Source organism: Cellulomonas sp. P5_E12 (genome assembly GCF_054049315.1).
Window position 1 is genome coordinate 1 of the sequence record NZ_JBFUMP010000026.1, and the last position, 25,390, is coordinate 25,390.

General features: G+C 71.8%; 31 protein-coding genes. 5 read left to right on the forward strand and 26 right to left on the reverse strand.

Annotation, left to right across the window (positions count from 1 at the left end):
• Window positions 1-336 (reverse strand): NAD(P)H-hydrate epimerase (locus ACXJKA_RS17280; protein ID WP_456826444.1); only part of this gene is annotated, 336 nt, incomplete at its 3' end.
• 93 nt (window positions 337-429) lie between these two features.
• Here ACXJKA_RS17280 and ACXJKA_RS17285 point away from each other — a divergent pair.
• Window positions 430-1,416, forward strand: a complete 987-nt coding sequence (locus ACXJKA_RS17285; protein ID WP_456826445.1) for an LLM class F420-dependent oxidoreductase — start codon at window positions 430-432, stop codon at window positions 1,414-1,416.
• A 2-nt stretch (window positions 1,417-1,418) separates the two neighbouring features.
• Here ACXJKA_RS17285 and ACXJKA_RS17290 read toward each other — a convergent pair whose 3' ends face one another.
• A complete protein-coding gene (locus ACXJKA_RS17290; RefSeq protein WP_456826446.1) occupies window positions 1,419-1,772 on the reverse strand; it encodes a holo-ACP synthase in 354 nt (117 codons plus the stop codon).
• A gap of 7 nt (window positions 1,773-1,779) precedes the next feature.
• Window positions 1,780-3,636: a glutamine--fructose-6-phosphate transaminase (isomerizing) gene (glmS, locus tag ACXJKA_RS17295; RefSeq protein ID WP_456826447.1), complete on the reverse strand. Its 1,857-nt coding sequence runs from the start codon at window positions 3,634-3,636 to the stop codon at window positions 1,780-1,782.
• A 63-nt stretch (window positions 3,637-3,699) separates the two neighbouring features.
• Here glmS and coaA point away from each other — a divergent pair, with 63 nt between their 5' ends.
• The gene (gene coaA, locus ACXJKA_RS17300; protein WP_456826448.1) at window positions 3,700-4,650 is read left to right on the forward strand and encodes a type I pantothenate kinase; all 951 of its coding nucleotides are present in this window, start codon (window positions 3,700-3,702) and stop codon (window positions 4,648-4,650) included.
• A gap of 3 nt (window positions 4,651-4,653) precedes the next feature.
• On the opposite strand, the gene ACXJKA_RS17305 is transcribed toward coaA, so the two are convergent.
• From ACXJKA_RS17305 to ACXJKA_RS17335, 7 genes are all read right to left on the reverse strand, one after another.
• On the reverse strand, window positions 4,654-5,247 hold the full coding sequence (locus ACXJKA_RS17305; RefSeq protein WP_456826449.1) for a hypothetical protein: 594 nt from the start codon (window positions 5,245-5,247) through the stop codon (window positions 4,654-4,656).
• Between the two features lie 137 nt (window positions 5,248-5,384).
• Window positions 5,385-6,083 carry a DedA family protein gene (locus ACXJKA_RS17310; protein WP_456826450.1) on the reverse strand — a complete coding sequence of 233 codons (699 nt, stop codon included), beginning with the start codon at window positions 6,081-6,083 and terminating at the stop codon, window positions 5,385-5,387.
• 164 nt (window positions 6,084-6,247) lie between these two features.
• Window positions 6,248-6,883: a peptide deformylase gene (locus tag ACXJKA_RS17315; RefSeq protein WP_456826481.1), complete on the reverse strand. Its 636-nt coding sequence runs from the start codon at window positions 6,881-6,883 to the stop codon at window positions 6,248-6,250.
• A 29-nt stretch (window positions 6,884-6,912) separates the two neighbouring features.
• Window positions 6,913-8,262, reverse strand: coding sequence for a phosphoglucosamine mutase (gene glmM / locus ACXJKA_RS17320; RefSeq protein ID WP_456826451.1), 1,350 nt, complete (start codon window positions 8,260-8,262; stop codon window positions 6,913-6,915).
• 136 nt (window positions 8,263-8,398) lie between these two features.
• Complete coding sequence (rpsI, locus tag ACXJKA_RS17325) at window positions 8,399-8,887, reverse strand: 30S ribosomal protein S9 (RefSeq protein WP_056088985.1); 489 nt, start codon at window positions 8,885-8,887, stop codon at window positions 8,399-8,401.
• A 38-nt stretch (window positions 8,888-8,925) separates the two neighbouring features.
• On the reverse strand, window positions 8,926-9,375 hold the full coding sequence (gene rplM, locus ACXJKA_RS17330) for a 50S ribosomal protein L13 (RefSeq protein ID WP_370504642.1): 450 nt from the start codon (window positions 9,373-9,375) through the stop codon (window positions 8,926-8,928).
• A gap of 211 nt (window positions 9,376-9,586) precedes the next feature.
• Window positions 9,587-10,528 (reverse strand): LysR family transcriptional regulator ArgP, encoded by a 942-nt coding sequence (locus tag ACXJKA_RS17335; protein WP_456826452.1) that lies wholly within the window; start codon window positions 10,526-10,528, stop codon window positions 9,587-9,589.
• Window positions 10,529-10,599: 71 nt separating this feature from the next.
• On the opposite strand from ACXJKA_RS17335, the gene ACXJKA_RS17340 reads away from it, so the two are divergent.
• Window positions 10,600-11,196, forward strand: a complete 597-nt coding sequence (locus tag ACXJKA_RS17340; protein ID WP_456826453.1) for a LysE/ArgO family amino acid transporter — start codon at window positions 10,600-10,602, stop codon at window positions 11,194-11,196.
• Here ACXJKA_RS17340 and ACXJKA_RS17345 read toward each other — a convergent pair whose 3' ends face one another.
• Window positions 11,197-12,879 (reverse strand): ABC-F family ATP-binding cassette domain-containing protein, encoded by a 1,683-nt coding sequence (locus ACXJKA_RS17345; protein WP_456826454.1) that lies wholly within the window; start codon window positions 12,877-12,879, stop codon window positions 11,197-11,199.
• Between the two features lie 99 nt (window positions 12,880-12,978).
• Here ACXJKA_RS17345 and ACXJKA_RS17350 point away from each other — a divergent pair, with 99 nt between their 5' ends.
• Window positions 12,979-13,419, forward strand: coding sequence for a DUF5709 domain-containing protein (locus tag ACXJKA_RS17350; protein WP_456826455.1), 441 nt, complete (start codon window positions 12,979-12,981; stop codon window positions 13,417-13,419).
• Between the two features lie 241 nt (window positions 13,420-13,660).
• On the opposite strand, the gene truA is transcribed toward ACXJKA_RS17350, so the two are convergent.
• Entirely contained in the window at window positions 13,661-14,566 is a 906-nt protein-coding gene (gene truA / locus ACXJKA_RS17355) for a tRNA pseudouridine(38-40) synthase TruA (protein ID WP_456826456.1), read from the reverse strand.
• Window positions 14,567-14,620: 54 nt separating this feature from the next.
• Between truA and ACXJKA_RS17360 the strand changes: the two genes are divergently transcribed.
• Window positions 14,621-15,388 (forward strand): ROK family protein, encoded by a 768-nt coding sequence (locus ACXJKA_RS17360; protein WP_456826457.1) that lies wholly within the window; start codon window positions 14,621-14,623, stop codon window positions 15,386-15,388.
• Window position 15,389: 1 nt separating this feature from the next.
• On the opposite strand, the gene ACXJKA_RS17365 is transcribed toward ACXJKA_RS17360, so the two are convergent.
• From ACXJKA_RS17365 to rpsE, 14 genes are all read right to left on the reverse strand, one after another.
• Window positions 15,390-16,118: an alpha/beta fold hydrolase gene (locus tag ACXJKA_RS17365; protein WP_456826458.1), complete on the reverse strand. Its 729-nt coding sequence runs from the start codon at window positions 16,116-16,118 to the stop codon at window positions 15,390-15,392.
• 95 nt (window positions 16,119-16,213) lie between these two features.
• The gene (rplQ, locus tag ACXJKA_RS17370; protein ID WP_456826459.1) at window positions 16,214-16,759 is read right to left on the reverse strand and encodes a 50S ribosomal protein L17; all 546 of its coding nucleotides are present in this window, start codon (window positions 16,757-16,759) and stop codon (window positions 16,214-16,216) included.
• 74 nt (window positions 16,760-16,833) lie between these two features.
• Window positions 16,834-17,847: a DNA-directed RNA polymerase subunit alpha gene (locus ACXJKA_RS17375; RefSeq protein WP_456826460.1), complete on the reverse strand. Its 1,014-nt coding sequence runs from the start codon at window positions 17,845-17,847 to the stop codon at window positions 16,834-16,836.
• 146 nt (window positions 17,848-17,993) lie between these two features.
• Window positions 17,994-18,395: a 30S ribosomal protein S11 gene (gene rpsK / locus ACXJKA_RS17380; RefSeq protein ID WP_055912186.1), complete on the reverse strand. Its 402-nt coding sequence runs from the start codon at window positions 18,393-18,395 to the stop codon at window positions 17,994-17,996.
• A gap of 60 nt (window positions 18,396-18,455) precedes the next feature.
• Window positions 18,456-18,836 (reverse strand): 30S ribosomal protein S13, encoded by a 381-nt coding sequence (rpsM, locus tag ACXJKA_RS17385; RefSeq protein ID WP_456826461.1) that lies wholly within the window; start codon window positions 18,834-18,836, stop codon window positions 18,456-18,458.
• 187 nt (window positions 18,837-19,023) lie between these two features.
• Window positions 19,024-19,137 (reverse strand): 50S ribosomal protein L36, encoded by a 114-nt coding sequence (gene rpmJ, locus ACXJKA_RS17390; RefSeq protein WP_013117849.1) that lies wholly within the window; start codon window positions 19,135-19,137, stop codon window positions 19,024-19,026.
• Between the two features lie 65 nt (window positions 19,138-19,202).
• Window positions 19,203-19,424, reverse strand: coding sequence for a translation initiation factor IF-1 (infA, locus tag ACXJKA_RS17395; protein ID WP_013770189.1), 222 nt, complete (start codon window positions 19,422-19,424; stop codon window positions 19,203-19,205).
• Between the two features lie 289 nt (window positions 19,425-19,713).
• Entirely contained in the window at window positions 19,714-20,586 is an 873-nt protein-coding gene (locus ACXJKA_RS17400; RefSeq protein WP_456826462.1) for an LPXTG cell wall anchor domain-containing protein, read from the reverse strand.
• A 313-nt stretch (window positions 20,587-20,899) separates the two neighbouring features.
• Window positions 20,900-21,742, reverse strand: a complete 843-nt coding sequence (gene map / locus ACXJKA_RS17405; RefSeq protein ID WP_456826463.1) for a type I methionyl aminopeptidase — start codon at window positions 21,740-21,742, stop codon at window positions 20,900-20,902.
• 8 nt (window positions 21,743-21,750) lie between these two features.
• The gene (locus ACXJKA_RS17410; protein ID WP_456826464.1) at window positions 21,751-22,332 is read right to left on the reverse strand and encodes an adenylate kinase; all 582 of its coding nucleotides are present in this window, start codon (window positions 22,330-22,332) and stop codon (window positions 21,751-21,753) included.
• A complete protein-coding gene (gene secY / locus ACXJKA_RS17415) occupies window positions 22,329-23,624 on the reverse strand; it encodes a preprotein translocase subunit SecY (protein WP_456826465.1) in 1,296 nt (431 codons plus the stop codon). Before secY ends, ACXJKA_RS17410 begins: the two co-directional genes overlap by 4 nt.
• A gap of 162 nt (window positions 23,625-23,786) precedes the next feature.
• Complete coding sequence (rplO, locus tag ACXJKA_RS17420; protein ID WP_456826466.1) at window positions 23,787-24,497, reverse strand: 50S ribosomal protein L15; 711 nt, start codon at window positions 24,495-24,497, stop codon at window positions 23,787-23,789.
• Window positions 24,498-24,499: 2 nt separating this feature from the next.
• Window positions 24,500-24,682, reverse strand: a complete 183-nt coding sequence (gene rpmD, locus ACXJKA_RS17425) for a 50S ribosomal protein L30 (protein ID WP_028045050.1) — start codon at window positions 24,680-24,682, stop codon at window positions 24,500-24,502.
• The gene (gene rpsE, locus ACXJKA_RS17430; RefSeq protein WP_456826467.1) at window positions 24,682-25,353 is read right to left on the reverse strand and encodes a 30S ribosomal protein S5; all 672 of its coding nucleotides are present in this window, start codon (window positions 25,351-25,353) and stop codon (window positions 24,682-24,684) included. The genes rpmD and rpsE overlap by 1 nt, the downstream gene beginning before the upstream one ends.
• Between the last annotated feature and the right edge of the window lie 37 nt (window positions 25,354-25,390).

Consider the following 25,390-nt stretch of genomic DNA (forward strand, 5'->3'; position numbering starts at 1 on the left):
GTCGTCGTCGAGCGCCCGCACCCGGCCGCCGCCCGCCCGCAGCGCCGCCAGCCCGCCCTCGTGCGCGCGTTCCGAGGTGAGGACCGCGTGCACCTCGGCCCCGCGCCGCGCCAGCAGCGCACCGGCGTACAGGGCGTCGCCCCCGTTGTTGCCCGACCCGGCGAGGACCACCACCCGCGAACCCGCCACCCGACCCCGCAGCTCCTCCAGCGCACGGGCCACGTGCACGTGCAGCGCGAACGCGGCCCGCTCCATCAGTGGCTCCCCGGCGGCCAGCAACGGCTGCTCGGCGGCACGCACCTGCGCGGAGGTCCAGGTCTGCAGCACGCCTCCCATCCTGGCGGTTCGTAGGGCACATGCCCACACCCGGGACCGGAACGATTCGACCGAACCCAGCGCCGCCGCCGCCGCGCRGGTAACGTGCCGGTCATGCGCTTCGGACTCTTCATCCCTCAGGGGTGGCGGCAGGACCTCACCGGCATCGACCCGCGCGAGCACTGGCAGACCATGAGCGGCCTGGCCACGCACGCCGACCAGGGCGACGCCTACGACTCGATCTGGGTCTACGACCACTTCCACGCGGTGCCGGAGCCCAACGGCGAGGCCACGCACGAGGCGTGGAGCCTGATCAACGCGTTCGCCGCCTCGACCAGCCGGGTCCGGCTGGGCCAGATGTGCACGTGCATGGCGTACCGGAACCCCGCCTACCTCGCCAAGGTCGCGGCGACGGCCGACATCATCTCGGGCGGTCGCGTCGAGATGGGCATCGGCGCCGGCTGGTACGAGCACGAGTGGCTCGCGTTCGGCTACGGCTTCCCGTCCGCCGGCACGCGGATCGCGATGCTCGACGAGGGCGTGCAGATCTTCAAGCAGCTCTGGACCAACGGCACCGCGACGCTCGACGGCGAGCACTACCAGGTCAACGGTGCGCAGCTGTCCCCCCTGCCCCTGCAGGTGGACGGCCCACCGCTGTGGATCGCGGGCGGCGGCGAGAAGAAGACGCTGCGCATCGCAGCCGAGCACGCCTCGTACACCAACTTCGACGGTTCCCCGGAGGGCTTCGCGCACAAGTCGCAGGTCCTGCGCGGCCACTGCGACGCCATCGGGCGCCCGTTCGAGGAGATCACCCGGTCGTCCAACTACAACGTGGTCATCGGGTCGACCGAGGCCGAGGTCGACGACCGCATCGCCTGGATCGAGGAGCACTACAGCAACACGGTGCCCGCCAAGGCCGCAAAGGAGGCGGAGAACTTCCGCAACGGCCCCCTCGTCGGCACACCGGAGCAGATCGTCGAGAAGCTCCAGGCCCTCGAGAAGCTCGGCATGACCTACGCGATCACGTACTTCGCCGAGGCCGCCTACGACCGCTCGGGCATCGAGCTCTTCGAGAACGAGGTCATCCCCGCGCTGCGCTGACCTCAGTCCCGCTCGGCGATCACCACGGCCGACGCGATGCCCGCGTCGTGCGAGATGGACAGGTGGAACCGGTCGACCCCGGCCGTGGCCGCCGCGGCGGCGACCGTGCCGACGACCTCCACCACCGGCTGCGCGCCCAGCACCCGGCGCACGGTCGCGTCCTGCCAGCTCATGCCGCCCGGGGCGCCGAGCGCCTTGGCGATCGCCTCCTTAGCGGCGAACCGCGCCGCGAGGGAGGTCTCAGGCATCTCGCGCTCCTCGGGCGTGAACAGCCGTTCGCGCAGCGCCGGCACCCGGTGCAGCGTCTCGACGAACCGGGCGACGTCGACGACGTCGATGCCTACCCCGACGATCACCCGACGATCACTCGACCGTGACGGACTTCGCGAGGTTGCGCGGCTGGTCCACGTCCAGGCCCTTCGCGGTGGCCAGCTCGCACGCGAAGACCTGCAGCGGCACCACGGCGAGCAGCGGGGCGAGCAGCGTGGGCGACTGCGGGACGTAGAACACCTCGTCGGCGTAGGCCAGCACGTCCTCGTCGCCGTCCTCGGCGATCACCAGCGTCCGGGCCCCGCGGGCACGGATCTCCTGGATGTTCGAGACGACCTTCGAGTGCAGGGAGTGCCGTCCGCGCGGGGAGGGCACGATGACGAAGACCGGCTGCCCCTCGTCGATCAGGGCGATCGGACCGTGCTTGAGCTCCCCGGCGGCGAACCCCTCGGCGTGGATGTACGCGAGCTCCTTGAGCTTGAGCGCGCCCTCCATCGCCACCGGGAACCCGACGTGCCGCCCGAGGAACAGCACCGACGACGTGTCCACCATGGACCGCGCGGTCTCGCGCACGCGGTCGGACCGGTCGAGCACCTGCTGGATCTTGTCCGGCATCGCCCGCAGCTCGCTGAGGATCGCGGCGACCTCGTCGGCGTACATGTTGCCGCGCAGCTGGGCGAGGTAGAGCCCCAGCAGGTAGGCGGCCGTGATCTGCGCCAGGAACGCCTTGGTGGACGCGACCGCGATCTCGGGGCCGGCGTGCGTGTAGAGCGCGGCATCGGACTCGCGCGGGATGGTCGAGCCGTGCGTGTTCACCAGGGCGAGCACCTTGGCGCCCTGCTCGCGCGCGTGCCGCACGGCCATGAGCGTGTCCATGGTCTCGCCGGACTGCGACACGGCGACCACGAGCGTCCGCTCGTCGACCACCGGGTCGCGGTACCGGAACTCGTGCGCCAGCTCGACCTCGACGGGGATGCGGCACCAGTGCTCGATCGCGTACTTGGCGACGTGCCCGGCGTAGGCGGCGGTGCCGCAGGCGACCACGATGATCTTGTCGACGGAGCGCAGAACGGACTCGTCGATCCGGATCTCGTCGAGCACCAGGCGCCCGCGGACGTCGGTCCGGCCGAGGAGGGTGTCCGCGACGGCCTGGGGCTGGTCGTGGATCTCCTTGTCCATGAACGAGGCGAAGCCGCCCTTCTCGGCGGCGGCCGCGTCCCAGTCGACCGTGTACCGGCGTGCCTGCGCGGGACGACCGTCGAAGTCCGTCACCGCGACGGCGTCGGGCGTGATGGTCACCACCTGGTCCTGGCCGAGCTCGAGCGCCTCGCGCGTGTGCGAGATGAACGCCGCGACGTCGGACCCGAGGAAGTTCTCCCCGTTGCCGATGCCGACGACGAGCGGCGAGTCGTGCCGGGCGCCGACGACCGTGTCGGGCGCGTCCTCGTGCACGGCCAGCAGCGTGAAGGTGCCGTGCAGCGTGCGCGCCACCGCGGTCATGGCCTCGGTGAGGTCCCCGGAGCCCTCGTAGGCCCGCGCGATGAGCTGCGCGGCGACCTCGGTGTCGGTCTGCGAGAGGAACTCGACGCCCTCGGCCACCAGCTCGGCCTTGAGGGTGGCAAAGTTCTCGACGATGCCGTTGTGGATGACGGCGAGCTTGCCGGCCACGTGCGGGTGGGCGTTGACGTCGGTCGGGCCGCCGTGCGTCGCCCAGCGGGTGTGCCCGATCGCGGCGGTCGACTCCGGCAGCGGGTGCAGGTCGACCTCCTCGACCAGGTTGGCCAGCTTGCCGGCCTTCTTGGCGGTGGCCAGCTGGCCGTCCGGGCTGACCAGCGCGACGCCGGCCGAGTCGTAGCCCCGGTACTCGAGCCTCCGCAGACCCTCCAGCACGACGTCGAGGGGGCGGTCGCTGGCTACCTGGCTACCGACGTAGCCGACGATTCCACACATGGCGGGGAGTCTACCGGGGCGCCCGGTCGGTCCCMGTGGCGGACCTCGGGCACAATCGTCCCCGTGCCACCGTCGCTCACCCCGGCCACGCCCTACGTCGACCTGGACCGCGACGCCTGGACGAGGCTCTCTGCCTCCACCCCGCTGCCGCTCACCGACGCGGACGTCGAACGCCTCGCCGGCCTGGGCGACCCCATCGACCTGGCCGAGGTCGACGCCATCTACCGACCGATCTCGCGGCTGCTCGACCTGCACATCGAGGCGACCCGCGGGCTGCACGCGGCATCGAGCACGTTCCTGCGCGAGGACGTCGGCGGGACCCCGTTCGTCATCGGGGTGGCGGGATCGGTGGCGGTCGGCAAGTCCACCACCGCACGCCTGCTGCGCGAGCTCCTCGCGCGCTGGCCGGCGACCCCCCGCGTCCAGCTGGTCACCACGGACGGCTTCCTCTACCCGAACGCCGAGCTCGAGCGCCGCGGGCTGATGGACCGCAAGGGCTTCCCGGAGTCCTACGACCGCCGTGCCCTGCTGCGGTTCGTGTCCAAGGTGAAGGCCGGCCGCCCCGAGGTCCGCGTCCCGGTGTACGACCACCTCACCTACGACATCCTGCCGGGACGCGAGGTCGTCGTGAACCGCCCGGACGTGCTCATCGTCGAGGGCCTGAACGTCCTCCAGCCGGCCCGCCCCACCGCGGAGGGCACGTCGAACCTCGCGGTCAGCGACTTCTTCGACTTCTCGATCTACGTCGATGCCCGTACCAGCGACGTCCGCCGCTGGTACGTGGACCGGTTCCTCACCCTCCGGCAGACGGCGTTCGCGCGCCCCGAGTCGTACTTCCACCGGTTCGCCGCCCTCACCGACGCCGAGGCGGTCGAGCGCGCGGAGCGGATCTGGGACTCGATCAACGAGCCCAACCTGGTGCAGAACATCCTGCCGACGCGCAGTCGCGCCACCCTCGTGCTGACCAAGGGCAGCGACCACTCCGTCGAGCGCGTCCGGCTCCGCAAGCTGTAGGGCTCAGCGGCCGGGGCTCGCCTCGGCGGCCTCCAGCAGGCGGACCGGATACTGCTCGCTGTCCGTCTCCTCCAGCGCGTCGAGCGCCGTCGACACCGCCTCCTGCGGTCCACCGCAGCGGTCGGTGGGCCACGACGGTCGGATCGCCCGACCGAGGACGTCGACCAGCCACAGGGCCGGCGGGATCACGGACGCCGTGCTGCAGGTGCCGCCCTGCTCCGCCGACGGCCGACGCAGGGCCACGACGAGCGCGTCGAGGTCACCCTCGCGCCGGCTCGCCGTCAGCGCCGTCCACGTTCCCGACGAGTCGTGCAGCGTGCCGCCCGGGGTGCACACGACGACGCTCACGGGGTGGAACCCGTCGGGCACGCGTCCCACCTCGGGCGCGTCGGCGCGCGGGCTGCTCTCCGCGTCGGGCTCACCGGCGGCGGCGAGCTTGAGATCGGCGAGCACCTGCGCCGCGAGGCAGTCGGCGGTCGCCGCGACGACCGCGGTCGGGGCGTCCCGCGCGCTCTCGGGTGCGCTGCAGGCCCCGAGGCCCAGCACCAGGGCTGCGGGCAGCACGAGGCCGACGCCCCACCGCGCACGCTCGCCCATCTCGCCCCCTGTCGCTTCGGCCCATGCCGATGCGCACCCCCGGGGGTGTCGACAGGCACGGGAGCGCCGACAGCGACGTCGACACAGTCAGAGAGTAAGCACAGTCATGGGCGAGATGACGGGGTGATGCCGGATCGTTAGGCGGCGGGGTCGGATCGTGAGCGTCCTGTGACCGGGGGGACGGTCTCCGGCCGCGGGACGTCGCCCGCGTCGGCCACCCGGAGCGCCGGCCCGGCCTGCTCGACGTCGCGGTGGCGCGTCAGGTGGCGCAGGATCCAGTCGATCACCACACCGATGGCCAGCCCGCCGACGACCCCCACGCCCACCGCGACCAGCGTGTGGTCGTGGAGCCAGGCGCCGGCGCCGATGCCGATCACCGCGGAGTAGCAGGCCCACGTGACCGCGGCGATCGCCGTCAGCCCCATGAACCGGCGTCGGCTGTACCCGACCGCACCGGCGGTCATGTTGACGGCGACGCGCCCGATCGGGATGTAGCGCGCGGCGATGATGAACGCCGCGCCGCGGTTGGCCAGCGCGTTCTCCGCCCAGTCGACGGCGGCCTGGCCCCGCGGGGACCGCAGGACGCGCAGGTCGCGCACCTTGACCTTGGTGCCGATCTGGTACGCGATCTGGTCGCCGGTCCACGCCCCGGCGGCGGCGACGAGCATCACGAACCCGATGTTCGGCGAACCCTGCGACATCGCGATCGCCGAGAGGGCGATGACGATGGACTCGCTGGGGACCGGCGGGAAGAACCCGTCGATCGTCGCGAACAGGTACAGCACGACGAAGATCCACGGCGAACCGACGAGGGCGAGCGCCCACTCCTCGATCACGTGACATCCTCCTGCGTCGTGCACCGCGGGCGGGTGCCCCGATGTTCTGGTTCCAAGGTAAGTCGGCACCGGGGTCCGAATACATAGGGGTGCCCCCCGGTTCATCCCTGGTGCAGCCCCGAATCATCCCGGAGTCGGACCCCGGTCCGACCCACGACGCGCGCTCAGGGCAGGGGGAAGCCCAGAGCTCGGGCGGCGGCGGTCGGGCTGGGTTCGGCGGCCCACCGGGCGCCGAACTCGTCCGAGGCCGCGAGCGAGCGGAGCTCGGCGCGATCGAGGTAGAGGGTGCCACCGAGGTGGTCGACCTCGTGCTGGACGATCCGCGCCGACCACCCGCTGACGACCTCGTCGACCGCCGCACCCTGTTCGTCCCGCGCGACCAGGTGCACCTGCCGCGCACGCGCGACCACGGCCTGGTACCCGACGACGCTGAGGCACCCCTCGTAGAACGCGACCCGCTCCGCGTCGACGGCCGTGTACGTCGGGTTGACGAGCACCCGGAACGGCAGCGCGCCGCGCTCTCGGACCTCGGCGTGCTCGTCCGAGACCGTCCCCGGGTCCTCGAGCACCGCGAGGGCCAGCGGCAGCCCGAGCTGCGGCGCGGCCAGGCCGACGCCGGGCGCGGCCCGCATCGTCCGGTGCATCACGTCGATCAGGGCGGCGAGCTCGTCGTCGGAGAGCTGGGCGTCGTAGGGCGTCGCGACCGCGCGCAACGCCGGGTGGCCCGCCTGGACGATCGGCGCGACGCTGTCGGGTGTCCGGGTCCCGGCCTCGATGATCCAGAGCGCGACGTCACGCAGCGCCTGCTCCCACTGCGGCCCGGACGGCACTAGAGCGCCAGCCGCTGCAGGACGACGTCGGCCAGCTCGTGCGCCACGCGGTCGGCCTCGGACTGGGTGCCGGCCTCGACCATGACGCGGACGAGGTCCTCGGTGCCGGACGACCGCAGCAGCACCCGCCCGGTGTCGCCCAGCCCTGCCTCGGCGGCGCGGACGGCGTCGAGAAGGGGGCGGTCGGTGTCGGCGCGACGCTTGTCGACGCCGGGCACGTTGACCAGGATCTGCGGGAGGCGGTTCACCACGCCGGCCAGCTGCGCGATCGGGGTGCCCGTCGCGGCGACCCGGGCGGCGAGCTGGAGCGCGGTCAGCACCCCGTCGCCGGTGGTCGCGTGCGCGGCCATGATGATGTGCCCGGACTGCTCGCCGCCGAGCGAGAACCCGCCCGCGCGCATCGCCTCGAGCACATAGCGGTCACCGACGGCGGTGTCGATCGTCGCGATGCCGGCCTCGCGCATCGCGATCTTCAGGCCGAGGTTGCTCATCACGGTGGTGACGAGCGTGTCGTCGACGAGGGCGCCGCGGTCGCGCATCGCGAGGGCGAGGATCCCCATGATCTGGTCGCCGTCCACCAGCACGCCCGACGCGTCGACGGCCAGGCACCGGTCGGCGTCCCCGTCGAAGGCGACACCCAGGTCCGCGCCGGAGGCCACGACGGCGGCCTGCAGCTGCTCGGGGTGCGTGGATCCGCAGAGCTCGTTGATGTTCCGCCCGTCGGGCGAGGCGTTGATGACCACGACGTCGGCACCGGCCTGTCGCAGCGCCGCCGGGCCGACGTCGCTCGCGGCGCCGTTCGCGCAGTCGACCGCGATCCGCAGACCGGTCAGCGGCACGTCGATGGTGCCGACGAGGTGCTCGACGTACTGCTCGCCCGCGCGCCCCGTGTCGACCCGGATGCGGCCGACGTCGCCGCCCAGGGGCCGCTGCCAGCTCTCCCCCATGCGCGCCTCGATCGCGGCCTCGAGCTCGTCGTCGAGCTTGTGCCCGCCCTTGGCGAGGAACTTGATGCCGTTGTCGGGCATCGGGTTGTGCGACGCGGACAGCACCACCCCGATGTCGACGCCGAGCTCGGCGGTGAGGTACGCGACCGCAGGGGTCGGCAGGACGCCGACGTTGTTGACGTCCACGCCGGCGGAGGCGAGCCCCGCGGAGACGGCCGCGGCGAGGAACTCGCCCGACGCCCGCGAGTCACGGCCGACGATCGCGCGCGGGCGGTGACCCTCGAACTCGCCGAGCGAGCCGAGCACGTGCGCTGCCGCGACCGACAGGTCGAGCGCGAGCTCGGCGGTCACGTCCCGGTTGGCGAGCCCACGCACGCCGTCGGTGCCGAACAGTCGGCCCATGGTCAGACTCCTTCATCGTGGGGCGCCATGCGCAACCCCTCGCGCGCGAACAGGTTGATGGTGGCAGACATGCCGATGGCCCCGCTGGTCGTGAGACCTGCGGGGCCATCGGGCCGAAGAACTCAAAGACAGCTGATCAGCGCTTCGAGTACTGCGGAGCCTTGCGGGCCTTCTTGAGACCGGCCTTCTTGCGCTCCACGACGCGGGCGTCGCGGGTCAGGAAGCCGGCCTTCTTCAGGGCCGGGCGGTTGTGCTCCTCGTCGATCGCGTTCAGCGCACGGGCGATGCCCAGGCGCAGCGCGCCGGCCTGGCCGCTCACGCCACCACCGGTGATGCGGGCGACGACGTCGAAGCGACCCTCGACGTCGACCAGCTTGAACGGGGAGTTCACGAGCTGCTGGTGCACCTTGTTGGGGAAGTAGTCCTCGAGCGTGCGCCCGTTGACCTTCCACTGGCCGGTGCCGGGGACCAGGCGCACGCGCGCGATGGCCTCCTTGCGGCGGCCCAGCGCGTTCGCCGGGGCCGTGATGCTCTGACCGCGGCCCGTGGGGGCAGCCGTCTCGGAGGTGTAGCTGGTGGGGGTGTCATCGCCCTCGAGGTCGATGTCGACCGTGGTCTCTGCCACTGGTGTCCTCGCGTCCTTGTTCTCTGTACTCAGCCGGCTCACGCCTGCTGAGAGACCTGGGTGATCTCGAAGGGCTTCGGCTGCTGCGCCGCGTGCGGGTGCTCGGCACCGGCGTAGACCTTGAGCTTGGTGAGCTGCTGACGCGCGAGCGAGCTCTTGGGGAGCATGCCGCGGACAGCCTTCTCGATCGCGCGCTCGGGGTGCTTCTCCAGGAGGTCGGAGTAGGCCACGGCGCGGAGGCCACCCGGGTAACCCGAGTGGCGGTACGCGAGCTTGTTCTCGCGCTTGTTGCCGGTCAGTGCGATCTTCTCCGCGTTGATGACGATGACAAAGTCACCGCCGTCGACGTGAGGAGCGAAAGTCGCCTTGTGCTTGCCGCGCAGCAACGTGGCCACATGAGTGGCCAGGCGGCCCAGGACGACATCGGTCGCGTCGATGACGTACCAGTTCCGCTCGACGTCGCCGGGCTTCGGGGTGTACGTACGCACGGTCGTCAGCCTTCGTTTCGTTGCGAGTCTTGTCGCGGCGAGACCACGCAGGTTGCGGGTCCGCCGATGAATGCTTCGTCGGCATCCGGGCGGCGAGCGGGAACGCACCAGCCCTGCCGTTCTGGCTCGGTGCTGAGTACACCGGCGCTCGAACGGGGACGCACAACGACACACCAGGGTAGCCGCCGCCCCGGCGGAGGGTCAAAACGCGTCAGGCCGACCCGGGCGGGCCGTGCCTGCGGACCGGCCGCAGGGCCGCCGAGGCGGCCCGGACCACTCGCTCCGTGAGGTCGTCGAGCGTGGGGGTGCGCAAGGCCCAGTGCTGCCAGTACAGGGGCACGTCGAGGTGCTTGCCGGCCCGGACCTCCACCAGGGCGCCCGCGGCGATGCGCTCCGCGGCGGCCACCTCGGGCACCATCCCCCACCCGAGCCCCGCCTCGACCAGCCCGACGAACGCCGACTGCGACGGCACGAAGTGCACGAGCGGTGTCACCGTGCGACGGCCGACGACGGACGCCACGAACCGCTCCTGCAGGCCGTCCTCCCGGTTGAAGGCGAGCAGGGGTGCGGCGGCGAACGCCTCGGCCCCCAGCCCGTCGGCGAACCAGCGGTCCCGCTGTCCCGGCGCCGCGACGGCCAGGTAGCGCATGGCACCCAGGCGGCGGACCCGGCAGCCCTGGACCGCGCGCGGGTCGGCGGTCACCGCCGCCATCACGGTGCCGTCCCGCAGCAGGTCAGCGGACAGTTCCTGGTCCTCGCGCCGCAGGTCGAGCAGGACGTCCGCCGGCAGGTCGGCCACCGCCGCGGGGAACCACGTCGACATCGAGTCGTCGTTCACGGCCACCGGCAACCGCCGCGTCGCGGCCGACGGCCGCGCACTGCGCGCACCGCCCGGCGCCGGCACCAGCTGACCGAGCGCGTCCCGCCCGAGCAGCTCCACCTGCCCCGCCAGCCGCACCAGGACCTCGCCGTCCTGGGTGGGGCGGCACGGCCGCGTGCGCAGCACCAGCACGCGACCCACCTGCTGCTCGAGCGCCTTGATCCGCTGGCTGACGGCCGACGGCGTCACGTGCAGCCGGGCGGCGGCCGCGTCGAAGCTGCCCTCGTGCACCACGGCCGCGAGGGCGCTCAGCTGGTCCGCGTCGAACGCCACATGAAGGATCCTAATGGTTCATGAGCAATCTGAACTGGTCTTAACAAGCGCGCGCGCCTAGCGTCGTGGCCGTGCCAGCCGTCGCCCTCTCGGGCTTCCTCACCGCCCTGTCGCTCATCGTCGCCATCGGCGCCCAGAACGCCTTCGTGCTGCGCCAGGGCATCCGACGCGAGCACGTCCTGCCCGTGGTGGCCATCTGCGCCGCGGCCGACGCGCTGCTCGTCGCGGCGGGCATCGCGGGCCTCGGCGCGCTCGTCACGTCCCATCCCACGGTGCTCACGGTCACGAAGTACGCCGGTGCCGCGTTCCTGCTGGTCCTTGCCGTCGGCGCTGCGCTGCGTGCGCGGCACCCGTCCCACCTCGACCCCGCCACCGAGGGGCCGGCCGCGCTCGGGGCGGTCCTGTCGACCTGCCTCGCCCTGACGTTCCTCAACCCGCACGTCTACCTGGACACGGTCGTGCTGCTCGGCTCGCTCGCGCACCAGCACGACCCGGGCGCCTGGGTGTTCGGCGTCGGTGCGGTGACCGCGAGCGTCGTCTGGTTCACGGTGCTCGGGTTCGGCGCGGCGTACCTGCGCCCGGTGTTCGCGAAGCCCCGCGCGTGGCAGGTGCTCGACCTGGTGATCGCGGTGGTGATGGCGACGCTGGCGATCGCGCTCGTGCTCTAGCTAGCGCACCCGGTCCACGCGCGCGGCGTCCCACACGGGCTCGGGCGTCTCCACGACCTCGCCGTCGGCGCCGAACACGAGGTACCGGTCGAACGTGCGCGTGAACCAGCGGTCGTGGGTGACGGCGAGCACGGTGCCCTCGAACGCGGCGAGGCCGGTCTCGAGCGCCTCCGCCGAGTGCAGGTCGAGGTTGTCCGTCGGCTCGTCGAGCAGCAGAAGGGTCGCTCCGCCGAGCTCGAGCAGCAGGATCTGCAGGCGGGCCTGCTGGCCGCCGGACAGCGTCTCGTACCGCTGCTCGGCGGCGCCGACCAGCTCGTAGCGGTCGAGCGCCTTGCTGGCCTGCTCGCGCCCGAGCCCCGAGCGGTGGCCCTCGCCACGGTGCAGGATCTCCAGCAGCGTGCGGCCGACGAGCTCGGGGTGCCCGTGGTTCTGCGCGAACCAGCCCGGCCGCACGCGCGGACCCAGGACGACGCGGCCGGTGTGGTTGACCGGCGCGACGGGTAGGTCGTCGGCGGGTGCGTGCTCCGGGCCGGGGTCGCTGCCGCCGGCCGCGAGCAGCCGCAGGAAGTGCGACTTGCCCGAACCGTTCGACCCGAGCACGGCGACGCGCTCGCCGAACCAGACCTCGAGATCGAACGGCTTCATCAGCCCCGTGAGCTCGAGGCCCGTGGCGACGACCGCACGCTTGGCGGTCCGACCGCCCCGCAGCCGCACCCGGACGTTCTGCTCGCGGGCCAGGAGGGTCGGCGGACCCGCCTCCTCGAACTTGCGCAGCCGCGTCTGCGCCGCCGAGTAGCGCGACGCGAGACCGTCGTTGAACGCGGCCTTCGTCTTGAGGGTCAGCACGAGCTCCTTGAGCTTCGCGTGCTCCTCCTCCCAGCGCCGCAGCAGCTCCTCGAGCCGCGAGCGCCGGTCCTCGCGCGCCTGGTGGTACGTGGCGAACCCGCCGCCGTGCACCCAGACCGCCGCCCCCATCACACCGGGCTCCAGGGTCGCCACCTGCGTCGCGACGCGCGCGAGCATCTCCCGGTCGTGGCTGACGAACAGCACCGTCTTGTTCGACGCCCGCAGCTTGTCCTCGAGCCAGCGCTTCGTCGGCACGTCGAGCGCGTTGTCGGGCTCGTCGAGCAGCAGCACCTCGTCGGGTCCGCGCAGCAGGGCCTCGAGCACCAACCGCTTCTGCTCCCCGCCGGACAGCGTGCGCACCTCACGGTGCTGCGCCTGCTCGAACGGGATGGACAGCACGGCGTCGGTGACGCGGTCCCAGCCCGCCTCGGCCTCGTAGCCCCCGACATCGGCCCAGTCGACGAGCGCCTGCGCGTACCGCATCTGCGCGGGCTCGTCGTCGACCTCCATGATCCCGACCTCCGCCGCGGCGAGCTCGACCGCGGCGTCGCGGACGGCCGGCGCAGCCAGCGAGGCCAGCAGGTCCCGGATCGAGCGGTCGTCGTGGATCCGGCCGATGTCCTGGCGCATGATCCCGAGCCCGCCACTACGACCCACGGAACCGGAGTGCGGCTGCTCGTCGCCCGCGACGATCCTCAGCAGGGTCGTCTTGCCCGCGCCGTTGGGGCCCACGAGCGCGACGCGCGCGCCGTCTCCCACGCGGAACGTGATGTCGTCGAGGAGCGGACGCCCGTCGGAGAGCACGTACCCGATGCCGCCGATGTCGAGATGACCCATGCCTCCATCTTCCCCGGCGCCACACGTGTGGCCCATCGCATTGCGTGTCGGGCCGCCCACACCTGGCGTCGGCGCGCGCACGGTGCGAAGGTCGGTGGCATGACCGACGACACCTCCGGCACCAGTCCCGATCCCGAGCTCGACAGCGAGGGCGACACCGACCAGCTGTCCAGCGAGGACACGTTGCTCGACCGCGGCGTCGAGGACCTGCTCGACGAGGGCTACACGGTGCCCACCCGGCCCCGCTCGAACCACTACGGCGAGACGCCGTGGGAAGAGTCGCACCGCGAGACGATCGACCAGCGGATCGGGCAGGAGGAGCCCGAGGTCTGGGAGGCCCGGCCCAGGCCCGAGCGCGAGGAGTTCCGCGCCGGCCGGCTGATCGAGGACGACGACGCCGTCGAGGCGGGCGGGACCGACGGCTTCGCCATCGACGCCGGCATCTCGGGCGGCGCCGCGAGCGCCGAGGAGGCCGCGGTGCACCTCATCGAGGAGGAGTACGTCGACGACCGGCGGTACCGCGACGACGTCGAGGACTGACCTGGAGCGCAGCGGAGGGTGAGGGGCGCGGAGCGTCACTCGCCCTCCGCGGAGCGCAAGGCCAGTCCGACCGTCAAACCCGAGGACCGACCTGGAGCGCAGCGGAGGGTGAGGGGCGCGGAGCGTCACTCGCCCTCCGCGGAGCGCAAGGCCAGTCCGACCGTCAAACCCCGAGGACTGAACCGGAGCGCAGCGCAGGGCCAGTCCGACCGTCACCACTCGAGGACCGGGGAGCCGGCGCTCAGCCGCAGCAGCCGGGCCCTGCGTGCTGCAGGTCGTCGGCCGCGCGGCGCGCGCGCGTCTGCGCCGCCCGGGCCGCCAGCTGGTCGTCCGAGGGGTAGCCCACCTCCTCCAGCGTGAGCCCGCGCGCCGCGACGACGTGCACCCCGGCGTCCCGACGACGACGCGCCAGGAGCTCGGCCGGCCAGCCGGCGCCGCTGCGCCCCTCCCCCACGGCGAGGCTCGCGCCGACGAGCGAGCGCACCATCGAGTGGCAGAACGCGTCCGCCTGGACGGTGGCCACGACGAGGCCCGCGTCCGGCCCGTCGACAGGCCGCGACCAGGCGAACGCTTCCAGCGTGCGGATCGTCGTCGCCCCCTCGCGCGGCTTGCAGTACGACGCGAAGTCGTGCCGGCCGACGAGCGGTCGTGCGGCGGCGGCCATCGAGTCGACGTCCAGCGCGCGCCGGTGCCACAGGACGTGCGCCCGGGACAAGGGGTCACGGCGCGCGGCGTCGTCGCAGATCCGGTACGTGTACCGGCGACGCAGGGCCGAGAACCGCGCGTCGAAGCCCTCCGGCGCACGCGTGAGGGCGTGCAGCACGAGGTCGGTGGGCAGCACGCCGCCGAGACGCCCGAGGAGCGCGTCCTCGATCGACCGCTCCGTCCGGCCGCGCGAGGCCGCCAGGAGTCCCGCCGGGATGTCGACGTGGGCAACCTGGCCCCGTGCGTGCACGCCCGAGTCCGTCCGACCGGCCACCGTGACCCGCGGCGGCCCGTCGGTCCGCAGCACGGTCGCCAGGGCTGCCTCCAGGACCCCCTGGACGGTCCTCAGCCCCGGCTGGAGGGCCCAGCCGGCGAAGTGGGTCCCGTCGTACGCCAGGTCGAGCCGCAGCCGGACGGCGGGCTCCTCCACGCTCTCGCTCACGGGGGAACACGGTAGTCGGCTCCGGGGCGCCCGTTCGCTCGCTACCGTGGGCCCGTGCCCAGCACCGGCTCCGACCCGTTCACGCTCGCCGTCGACTGCGGCGGCGGCGGCATCAAGGCGTCGGTGCTCGACGCGGCCGGCACACTGCACGCACCGGCGGTCCGGGTACCGACGCCCTACCCCCTCCCGCCCGAGCGCCTCGTCGCGACCATCGCCGACATCGCCGCCGGCCTTCCCCCGGCCCAGCGCGCCACCGTCGGGATGCCCGGGATGCTCCGGCACGGCGTCGTCGTCGCGACCCCGCACTACATCACCCGCTCCGGCCCGCGCACGGCCATCGACCCGGGCCTGGTCGCCCTGTGGTCCGGGTGCGACATCCGCGCGGCCGTCGAGGCGCGGCTCGGACTGCCGACGCTCGTGCTCAACGACGCCGAGGTGCACGGCGCCGGCGTCATCTCGGGCACCGGCATCGAGCTGGTGCTCACGCTCGGCACCGGGCTGGGAACCGCGCTGTTCGACGGCGGCGTGCTCGCGCCGCACCTCGAGCTGTCCCAGGCGCCCGTGCGCTGGGGCACCACCTACGACGCGTACATCGGGCAGGTGGAGCGGGCGCGGCTGGGCGACGCGCTCTGGTCGCGGCGCGTCCGGCGCGTCGTGGACGGCTTCCGGCCGGTGTTCGTGTGGGACCGGCTCTATCTCGGCGGCGGGAACGCGCGCCAGGTCACCGCGACCACGCTGGCGCGGCTCGGCGACGACGTCGTCGTCGTGCCCAACCAGGCGGGCATCGTCGGCGGAGTCCGGGCGTGGTCGCTCGGCGTCTGAGCTACTCGGCCGGGACCTTGGGGCGCGCGTCGACCTCGTCGAGCGCCTCCAGCAGCACCCGCGTGAACCGCGCCGGCTGCACCAGGCTCACCAGGTGCGTCGCGCGGGGCACGACCACGAGCCGACCGTCCCGGCACGCGGCCAGGAACCGCCGCTCCTCGCCGCGGAAGTGGTCGAACGCCCCGTTGACCAGCCAGACCGGCGCCTCGATCCGGGCCAGGTCCGCCAACGGCGTCGCCACCGTCATCTCGCGCAGCACCTCGTTCGTGGCGTCCAGCGCGAATCCGCCGGCCCCGACGTCGCGGGCACCCGCGGGCGGCAGGGCGAGGTCGACGAAGAACTGGTTCAGCCGTGCGCCCCGGTCGGGCAGCCGGGCGATGCCGTGCGCGCCGACGGCCCAGCCCGTCAGCAGCACCCGGTGCGGCTGGGTCGAGCACGACGCCGCCAGCACGCCGGCGACCTGACCGGGGAAGCGTGCGGCGTGCCGGATCGCGACGTACCCGCCCAGCGAGAGGCCGACGACGAACGCCTCCCCGCCGACGTCGTCGATCGCCTCGGCCACGGTGTCGACGGCGGCGTCCAGCGTGAACGGCTCGCCGACCCGGGTGCCGTGCGCGGGCAGGTCCACCGCGACCGCTCGCCGACCCACGCGCTCCAGCGCCTCGAGCTGCGCCCGCCACATCGTGCGGGACGTCCGCAGCCCGTGCACCAGGACGACCGGCAGGCTCATGCGTCCGACTCTAGGCGTGGGTGCGACGACCCGCGCCGGGACGCAAGAAGACCCGGGACCAGTCGGTCCCGGGCCTTCTCGGTGGAGCTGTCAGGTCACGCCTTGTCGGCGTCGCCCTCGGTCTCGACAGGCGCGTCCTCGACGGGCGCGTCCTCGACAGGGGCGTCCTCGACGACGACGTCCTCGACGGGCTTGTCCTCGACCTTGTCGGCCTTCTTCTCCTTCGGCGCGGCCTTCGAGGCGGCCTTGGTGGCCTCCTTGACGACGGCCTGCTTCGGGGAGAGCGGCTCGAGCACGAGCTCGATGACGGCCATCGGGGCGTTGTCGCCCTTGCGGGGGCCGATCTTGGTGATGCGCGTGTAGCCACCCTGGCGCTCGGCGACGGCCGGAGCGATCTCGGTGAACAGCACGTGGACGACGGACTTGTCCTTGACGACGGTCATCACGCGGCGGCGGGCGTGCAGGTCACCACGCTTGGCGAACGTGATCAGGCGCTCGGCGAGCGGACGCAGGCGCTTGGCCTTGGTCTCGGTCGTCGTGATGCGCTTGTGCTCGAACAGCTGCGTCGCGAGGTTCGCGAGGATCAGCCGCTCGTGAGCCGGTCCGCCACCGAGCCGGGGACCCTTGGTGGGCGTAGGCATGGTTTTTACTCCTTGAGTTCCAGTGATGGGCTGCAGACAGGTCGGCGCGAGCCGACCTGCCTAGCTCCCCGGCGTCAGTACTGCTCGTCCTCGACGAAGTCGCCCTCGTCGTCGCCGTAGTAGGCGCCGGCGGCGGACGGGTCGAAGTCGAGCGGGCTGTCCTTGAGCGTCAGGCCAAGCTCGGCGAGCTTCTCCTTGACCTCGGTGATGGACTTCGCACCGAAGTTGCGGATGTCCAGGAGGTCGGCCTCGGAGCGTGCGACGAGCTCACCCACGGAGTGGATGCCCTCACGCTTGAGGCAGTTGTAGGAGCGGATCGTGAGCTGCAGGTCCTCGATCGGCAGAGCGAGGTCCGCGGCGAGCGCAGCGTCGGTCGGCGACGGGCCGATCTCGATGCCCTCGGCCTCGACGTTGAGCTCACGGGCAAGCCCGAAGAGCTCGACCAGCGTCTTGCCGGCGGACGCCAGCGCGTCGCGCGGGCTGATGGCCGACTTGGTCTCGACGTCGACGACGAGCTTGTCGAAGTCCGTGCGCTGCTCCACGCGCGTCGCCTCGACCTTGTAGGTCACCTTGAGGACCGGCGAGTAGATCGAGTCGACCGGGATGCGGCCGATCTCGGCGTCGAACGACTTGTTCTGGTTCGCGGACACGTACCCGCGCCCCCGCTCGACGGTCAGCTCGATCTCGAGCTTGCCCTTGTCGTTCAGCGTGGCCAGGTGCAGGTCGGGGTTGTGCACCTCGACGCCGGCGGGCGGCACGATGTCCGCGGCGCTGACCTCACCCGCGCCCTGCTTGCGCAGGTACATCACGACGGGCTCGTCGTTCTCCGAGGAGACGACCAGCTGCTTGATGTTGAGGATGATCTCGGTGACGTCCTCCTTGACGCCCGGCACGGTGGAGAACTCGTGCAGGACGCCGTCGATCCGGATGGACGTGACGGCGGCACCGGGGATGGAGGACAGCAGCGTCCGGCGGAGCGAGTTGCCGAGCGTGTAGCCGAAACCCGGCTCCAGCGGCTCGATGGAGAACCGCGACCGGTTCTCCGAGATGACCTCTTCGGTCAGGGTGGGGCGCTGTGCAATCAGCACGGTGTTGTTTCCTCTCAGCGGGCGTCCGCCATATGACGCTGCGCAGTACTACGGGCCGGCCCGGTCTCGGTCTACCTGGTCGGCGTCAAGTTCTGTCCGGGTCGGTGCGTGCCTCGCGGCGCGCACCGACCCGGCCGAGCCGAGCGTCAGACGCGCCGGCGCTTCGGCGGACGGCAGCCGTTGTGCGCCTGGGGCGTCACGTCCTGGATCGAGCCGACCTCCAGGCCGGTCGCCTGGAGCGAGCGGATCGCGGTCTCACGGCCAGAGCCGGGGCCCTTGACGAAGACGTCGACCTTCTTCATGCCGTGCTCCTGGGCGCGACGGGCGGCCGCCTCGGCGGCGAGCTGCGCCGCGAAGGGGGTCGACTTGCGCGAGCCCTTGAAGCCCACCTGGCCGGACGAGGCCGACGCGATGACGGCGCCGGTCGGGTCGGTGATGGAGATGATCGTGTTGTTGAACGTGCTCTTGATGTGCGCCTGGCCGTGGGAGACGTTCTTCTTCTCCTTGCGGCGCGGCTTGCGCACGGCGGAACGGGTCTTGGGAGGCATTCTCTTCTTCTCTCGAGGTCTGATCGGCTTGCCCTGGCGCGCGGCGCCGGGGGCGGAGGGCTACTTGCGCCCGGCCTTCTTCTTGCCGGCCACGGTGCGCTTCGGGCCCTTGCGGGTACGCGCGTTGGTCTTGGTGCGCTGACCGCGCACCGGAAGGCCACGGCGGTGGCGCAGGCCCTCGTAGCAGCCGATCTCGACCTTGCGGCGGATGTCCGCAGCGACCTCGCGGCGAAGGTCACCCTCGAGCTTGTAGCTGCCCTCGAGGTAGTCGCGGAGCGCGACGAGCTCGGCGTCGCCGAGGTCCTTCACGCGGATGTCCGGGCTGATGCCGGTCGCGGCCAGAGTTGCCTGGGCGCGGGTACGGCCGACCCCGTAGATGTAGGTGAGCGCGATCTCGAGCCGCTTCTCGCGGGGGAGGTCGACGCCGATAAGACGTGCCATGTGCCTGGTGGCTCCTGAACTGCATCGGAGGTCTGCCGCACTGCCCTCCCGCGTGCTGCGGGCCCCGGCCTCCGACCGAGGGTGCACCGGCGAGTGATCGCCGGAGTGGCTGTGCGCTTGCTGGTCCTCCGGAGAGGACCGGTGGTGCTGGTCGAGCTGCTGGTCCGAGCGGACCGGCGTCAGGGCATCAGCCCTGGCGCTGCTTGTGGCGCAGGTTCTCGCAGATCACCTGGACGCGACCGTGCCGGCGGATCACCTTGCACTTGTCGCAGATCTTCTTGACGCTGGGCTTGACCTTCATCGCGTGTTCCTCCGCCGCCGTTCTTTCTCGGGTACCCGAGGCATGACGGCGTGTTCGAGTGGTGATTACTTGTAGCGGTAGACGATCCGGCCGCGGGACAGGTCGTACGGGCTCAGTTCGACCACCACCCGGTCCTCGGGGAGGATCCGGATGTAGTGCTGTCGCATCTTGCCCGAGATGTGGGCGAGAACCTTGTGGCCGTTGGTGAGCTCCACGCGGAACATCGCGTTCGGCAGAGCCTCCACGACGCTGCCCTCGATCTCGATGACACCGTCCTTCTTCGCCATATCCTCCGCTAACTGTCGGTCGTGTGGATCAGCCCACATCAGCCGATCCCACCCCGCGAGGGGTGGCGTCGGTCGAGGTGGGGCCTACGTGGGAATTACGTGCGGGGACCGTGCGCCATGCATCCCGGCAGTCTGACCAGTGTCATCTGCGAGAACCGGGCGCACACCCAACGGACGATCTTACGCCATCGGGACCAGAGGACGAAACCGGTCCTGCGCTGGCCGGGCGTGGCCTCGGCCACACGGCCCGCAGGATCGCTCGCGAGGAGACGACCCCGCGGGCCGCGGCTCAGGCTGCGCGGCGCCGACGCAGCACCAGCAACGCACCACCGGCGAGCACCAGGACGCCGGCGGCCAGCACCGCGGGGCCGACGGATGAGCCGGTCGCCGCCAGGACCGCCGAGCTGTCGCCGCCCGCAGCCAGCACCTCGGAGTAGAACGACTCGCTCGGGCTCGGCGTCGCGACCGCCGCCGCGACGGCCTCCGCCGAGCGCGTCGGGCTGGGGGTCGGGCTCGTGCTCGACGTGGGACCGACCTCGGCCGTCGGGGTCACGGTCGGCGTCGGGGCCGCCACCTGCGTGGCCGTCGGCGTCGCGGTGGGGCTGGTCGGCACGGTCGGGGTCGGCGTCGGCGTGGCCGACGGCGGGCACGGGACCGAGGCAGACGGGGTGGGCTTCGGCTCGGCGGGCGCGGTCGGCGCAACGACGCCGCACGCCGGCACGGTCACCATGGCCGACAGCTCCCAGTGCTTCGCCGCGAAGATCGGAGGGTGCCCGATGTAGTCGTTCGGGTACGACGGCGCCTTGTGGTCGGTGAAGACGGCCTCGGTCCCGTTCACCTGGTCCTCCTGCACCGCCCAGCCGGTCCCGCAGACCGTCACGCCCGCCGGGAGCGCCGCGCGGATCTCGTCGAGGGTCAGGTCGCGGTAGGAGGCGTCCGGCCACGTCGCCACGAGGTACTGCTGCGTCGAGTTCTCCCACGACGCGGGCTCGAAGGCGTCCTTCTTGACGTAGACGTAGGCACCCGTCGCCTGCGGCTGGGTCGTCGGCGCGGTCGCCTGCCGGTTCTGCTGCGACCAGTGCTGGGCGCCACGTCCACCACGGTCGTCGTGCGCCAGGGCGGGACCCGCGCCGAGGGCGAGAAGGATCGCCGCGACTCCCACCGCGGCGCTGATCCGCCGAGCGGGCCGGCCATGAGGGAGGTCGGGGATCAGGAAGGGACGAACACTGCGCTGCATGAGCCACCCATCGCATGAGTGCAGGCGCGCGCTGACCACGTGCCTGCCGGAGGCGAGCACCCACCCTCCACCGCGCGGAACGTGCCGCGCGGGCCCCGGGGCGCCCGTGGCGGATCATTCACCGCCGCGCAGGACCGTATCGGACAATCCGGTCAGCCGGCGTACGTTCTGCCAGTTCACAGCCGATGTGTGGATAACTGGACGCAGGTTCACCTAGATGGTCGTACTCACCGGTAACTCAGGCGAGGGGGGCGATGGTGACCCCGAGGCGCGCGAGCTCGGCGGCGCCACCGTCGGGGGCGGTCAGCACCCAGATGCCGTCCTCGAGGATCGCCACCGTGTGCTCCCAGTGGGACGCCCGCGACCCGTCATCGGTCACGACGGTCCAGTCGTCCTCGAGCACCTGGGTGGACCGTTCCCCGCGGACCACCATCGGCTCGACGGCCACGCAGAGGCCGGGGCGCACCCGCGGTCCGCGGTCCCGCCGACGGAAGTTCGGCACGTCGGGAGGCTGATGCATCGCGGTGCCGATGCCGTGCCCCACGTAGTCCTCGACCAGGCCGTAGCGCACGCCGCCGTTCAGCCCTGCGGCCTCGGCGGCGTCGACGACGTCCTCGACGGCCTCCCCCACGGCGCCCAGGCGCTCGGCGCCGGCCAGGGCGGCGATGCCGGCCCACATCGCCCGCTCGGTCGTCTCCGCCAGCGCGATGTCCTCGGGGTCCGCCCCGTCGAGCACGACGGTGATCGCGGAGTCGCCGTGCCAGCCGTCGACGATCGCGCCGCAGTCGATCGAGACGACGTCACCCGGCTCCAGGACGCGGAGGCCCGGGATGCCGTGCACGACCTCGTCGTTCACCGAGACGCAGATCCGCGCCGGGTACCCCTCGTAGTCGAGGAACGAGGGCAGGGCGCCCGCACCCTCGATGACGGCGGCCGCGATCGAGTCGAGCTCCGCCGTGCTGACCCCGGCGACCGTCCGCTCCCGGACCGCCGCCAGGGCATCGGCGACGACGAGGCCCGCCCGCCGCATGAGCAGCACCTGCTCCGGCGTCTTGTACTCGATCCGTTCCCGACCGAACATGAGCCCGGTCAGACCCCGGTCGGGGCGCCGATCGCCGCGACCAGGCGCTCGGTGACGTCGTCGACGTCGCCGATGCCGTCCACCTGCGCGAGCAGGCCGCGGTCGGCGTACACCTGCGCGATCGGCGCGGTCTCCTGCGCGTAGACGTCGAGGCGGTGGCGGACCACGTCCTCGGTGTCGTCCTCGCGGCCCTCGATCTCGGCGCGCTTGAGCAGCCGGCCCACGACCACCTCCGGGTCGGCGGTGATCTCGACCGCGAGGTCGAGCGTCAGCCCGGCGTCCGCGAGGATCGTGTCGAGCTCGGCGACCTGGGCGACGTTGCGCGGATACCCGTCGAGCAGGAACCCGTCCGCGACGTCGTCCTGCGCGAGCCGGTCGCGCACCATGTCGTTGGTCACCGAGTCGGGGACCAACGCACCGCGCGACGTGTACTCCTGCACCGTCTTGCCGAGCGGCGTGCCGCCCTTGATGTTGGCGCGGAAGATGTCGCCGGTCGAGATCGCCGGCACGCCCAGGCGCTCGGCGAGCCGAGCGGCCTGGGTTCCCTTGCCCRCTCCCGGAGGACCGAGCAGGACGAGGCGCGTGCTCACCGCAGGAACCCTTCGTAGTGCCGCTGCTGCAGCTGGGACTCGATCTGCTTGACGGTCTCGAGCCCGACGCCGACCACGATGAGGATCGACGAGCCGCCGAACGGGATGTTCTGACCCACGCCGAGCACGATGAACGCGATCGTCGGGATGAGGGCGACGATGGCCAGGTAGATCGARCCCGGCGCCGTGATCCGGGAGATCACGTAGTCCAGGTACTCGGCCGTCGGACGACCTGCACGGATGCCGGGGATGAAGCCGCCGTACTTCTTCATGTTGTCCGCGACCTCGTCCGGGTTGAACGTGATCGCCGTGTAGAAGTAGCAGAAGAAGATGATCAGGATGACGTACAGGGCGAGGTGCAGCGGGGCGCTGCTCTGCGCCAGGTAGCGCTGGATCCACTGGACCCACCCGGCCGTCGGGTCACCGAACTGGGCGAGGAGCCCGGGGACGGCGAGCAGCGACGACGCGAAGATGATCGGGATCACGCCGGCCATGTTGATCTTGATCGGGATGTACGTGCTCGAGCCGCCGTACATGCGGCGACCGACCATGCGCTTCGCGTACTGCACCGGGATGCGTCGCTGGGACTGCTCGACGAACACGACGAGCGCGATGACCAGGACGATGATCGCCATCACGACGATGAACTTCGAGATGCCGTTGTCACCACCGGCGATCGACCACAGGGCGGTCGGGAAGCTCGCGGCGATCGACGTGAAGATGAGGAGCGACATGCCGTTGCCGACGCCGCGCTCCGTGATGAGCTCGCCGAGCCACATGATCAGGCCGGTGCCGGCGGTCATGGTGATGACCATGATCAGGAGCACGTACCAGCTGTCGTTGGGGATGACGTCGACGGAGCAGCCGCTGAACAGCTGACCGCTGCGCGCGACCGTGATGATCGTCGTCGACTGCAGGACCGCCAGGCCGATGGTCAGGTACCGCGTGTACTGCGTGAGCTTCGCGGTGCCGGACTGGCCCTCCTTGTGGAGCTCCTCGAAACGAGGGATGACCACCCGGAGCAGCTGCACGATGATGCTGGCCGTGATGTACGGCATGATCCCGAGCGCGAACACGGAGAGCTGCAGAAGCGCGCCACCGCTGAACAGGTTCACGAGCCCCAGCAGGTCGTTGCCCTGGGACTGCTCGATACACGTCTGCACGTTCGGGTACGAGACTCCCGGCGTCGGCAGGAACGAGCCGATGCGGAAGATCACCATGATCCCGATGGTGAAGAGCAGCTTGCGCCGCAGGTCGGGCGTTCGGAACGCCCGCACGAATGCGCTGAGCACCTGTCCTCCTGAGCGGCCGGAGCCGCGTCTCGTACGACCGGGTCTTTCCGGCCGTGCCGCCTGCGTTACGTCGCAAGCACCGGGGCACCCTAACTGATGCTGAAGAACATATGGGAACGGGACCGGTGGGGAACTACTGACCCCACCGGTCCCGACCTTCGATCAGTCCTGCGCGACGCTTCCGCCGGCAGCCACGATCGCGTCCTTCGCGGACGCCGAGTAGGCGTCGACCGCGACGGACACCTTGACCGTGAGCTCGCCGGTGCCGAGCACCTTGACGGGCTGGCCCTTGCGGACCGCGCCCTTCGCCACGAGGTCGGCGACCGTCACGTCGCCACCGTTCGGGTACAGCGCCGAGAGCTTGTCCAGGTTGACCACCTGGTACTCGACGCGGAACGGGTTCTTGAAGCCGCGCAGCTTCGGGAGGCGCATGTGCAGAGGCATCTGCCCACCCTCGAAGCGCGTCGGCACCTGGTAGCGGGCCTTGGTGCCCTTGGTGCCACGACCGGCCGTCTTGCCCTTGGACGCCTCGCCACGACCCACGCGGGTCTTGGCGGTCTTGGCGCCCGGGGCCGGACGGAGGTGGTGCACCTTGAGCGTGCCGCCGTTGCCGGGCTGCGCAGCGGCCTCGGCCGCCTTCGCCGCCGCGGCGGAGACCGTCTTCTTCGGCGCAGCAGCCTTGGGCTCGGCCTTGGGAGCCTTCGCCTTCGGTGCAGCCTCGGTCGTCGCCTCAGCCTTGTCGGCCTTCGTCGACGCAGCCTTGGCCTTGGTCGCCTTCGGAGCGGACTCCGTGTCAGCGGCCTTCTTCGCCGGGGCCTTCTTGGCGGCGGCCTTGGGAGCCGTCACCTCGTCAGTCTTCTTCTCGTCTGCCATGGTCACTCCACCTCTTCGACCGCGACAAGGTGCGTCACCGTCTTGACCATGCCGCGGATCTCAGGGCGGTCCTCCTTGACGACGACGTCGCCGATCCGCTTGAGGCCCAGGGTGCGCAGGGTGTCGCGCTGGTTCTGCTTGCCGCCGATGCCAGAACGCGTCTGGGTCACCTTGAGTCGAGCCATCACGCACCTGCCTTCGAGCCCGCCGCAGCGGCCAGGCCGGCAGCCTGGGCGCGCAGGAGGGCGGCCGGGACGACGTGCTCGACCGGGAGCCCGCGGCGCGCGGCCACGGCCTCGGGACGCTCGAGACCCTTGAGGGCCGCGACCGTGGCGTGCACGATGTTGATCGCGTTCGACGAACCGAGCGACTTGCTCAGGACGTCGTGGATGCCGGCGCACTCGAGCACGGCGCGCACCGGGCCACCGGCGATCACACCGGTACCCGGCGAGGCCGGACGCAGGAAGACGACACCGGCAGCGGCCTCACCCTGGATGGGGTGCGGGATGGTGCCCTGGATGCGCGGGACCTTGAAGAAGTTCTTCTTGGCCTCCTCGACGCCCTTGGCGATCGCCGCGGGCACCTCCTTGGCCTTCCCGTAGCCGACACCCACGGTGCCGTCGCCGTCGCCCACCACGACGAGCGCGGTGAAGCTGAAGCGGCGGCCGCCCTTGACGACCTTGGCCACGCGGTTGATCGTCACGACGCGCTCGAGGAACGCGCTCTTCTCTGCGGCGTCGCGACCGCGACCGCCACCGCCGTCACGGCCACGACCGCCGTCACGACGGTCACCGCCGCCACCGGCCCCGGCGCCGCCCGCAGGCGCGCCGGTGTTGCTGCGCTGAGGAGCAGCCATCAGATTGTCCTCTTCTTCGTTCCGAAGTTCGTCGTCG

Coding starts and splice junctions, on each gene's coding strand:
- ACXJKA_RS17365 (WP_456826458.1), bottom strand. CDS start 16,118: ATGAGCCTGCCGGTCGTCCTGGTGCACGGGCTGCGGACGTCCCGCACG.
- map (WP_456826463.1), bottom strand. CDS start 21,742: ATGTTCGGTCGGGAACGGATCGAGTACAAGACGCCGGAGCAGGTGCTG.
- infA (WP_013770189.1), bottom strand. CDS start 19,424: ATGGCGAAGAAGGACGGTGTCATCGAGATCGAGGGCAGCGTCGTGGAG.
- rplO (WP_456826466.1), bottom strand. CDS start 24,497: ATGGCAGACGAGAAGAAGACTGACGAGGTGACGGCTCCCAAGGCCGCC.
- rpsK (WP_055912186.1), bottom strand. CDS start 18,395: ATGCCTCCCAAGACCCGTTCCGCCGTGCGCAAGCCGCGCCGCAAGGAG.
- rpsE (WP_456826467.1), bottom strand. CDS start 25,353: ATGGCTGCTCCTCAGCGCAGCAACACCGGCGCGCCTGCGGGCGGCGCC.
- rpmD (WP_028045050.1), bottom strand. CDS start 24,682: ATGGCTCGACTCAAGGTGACCCAGACGCGTTCTGGCATCGGCGGCAAG.
- glmS (WP_456826447.1), bottom strand. CDS start 3,636: ATGTGTGGAATCGTCGGCTACGTCGGTAGCCAGGTAGCCAGCGACCGC.
- ACXJKA_RS17350 (WP_456826455.1), top strand. CDS start 12,979: ATGACCGACGACACCTCCGGCACCAGTCCCGATCCCGAGCTCGACAGC.
- rpsM (WP_456826461.1), bottom strand. CDS start 18,836: ATGGCACGTCTTATCGGCGTCGACCTCCCCCGCGAGAAGCGGCTCGAG.
- ACXJKA_RS17345 (WP_456826454.1), bottom strand. CDS start 12,879: ATGGGTCATCTCGACATCGGCGGCATCGGGTACGTGCTCTCCGACGGG.
- rplQ (WP_456826459.1), bottom strand. CDS start 16,759: ATGCCTACGCCCACCAAGGGTCCCCGGCTCGGTGGCGGACCGGCTCAC.
- glmM (WP_456826451.1), bottom strand. CDS start 8,262: ATGGGCCGACTGTTCGGCACCGACGGCGTGCGTGGGCTCGCCAACCGG.
- ACXJKA_RS17305 (WP_456826449.1), bottom strand. CDS start 5,247: ATGGGCGAGCGTGCGCGGTGGGGCGTCGGCCTCGTGCTGCCCGCAGCC.
- rpmJ (WP_013117849.1), bottom strand. CDS start 19,137: ATGAAGGTCAAGCCCAGCGTCAAGAAGATCTGCGACAAGTGCAAGGTG.
- ACXJKA_RS17285 (WP_456826445.1), top strand. CDS start 430: ATGCGCTTCGGACTCTTCATCCCTCAGGGGTGGCGGCAGGACCTCACC.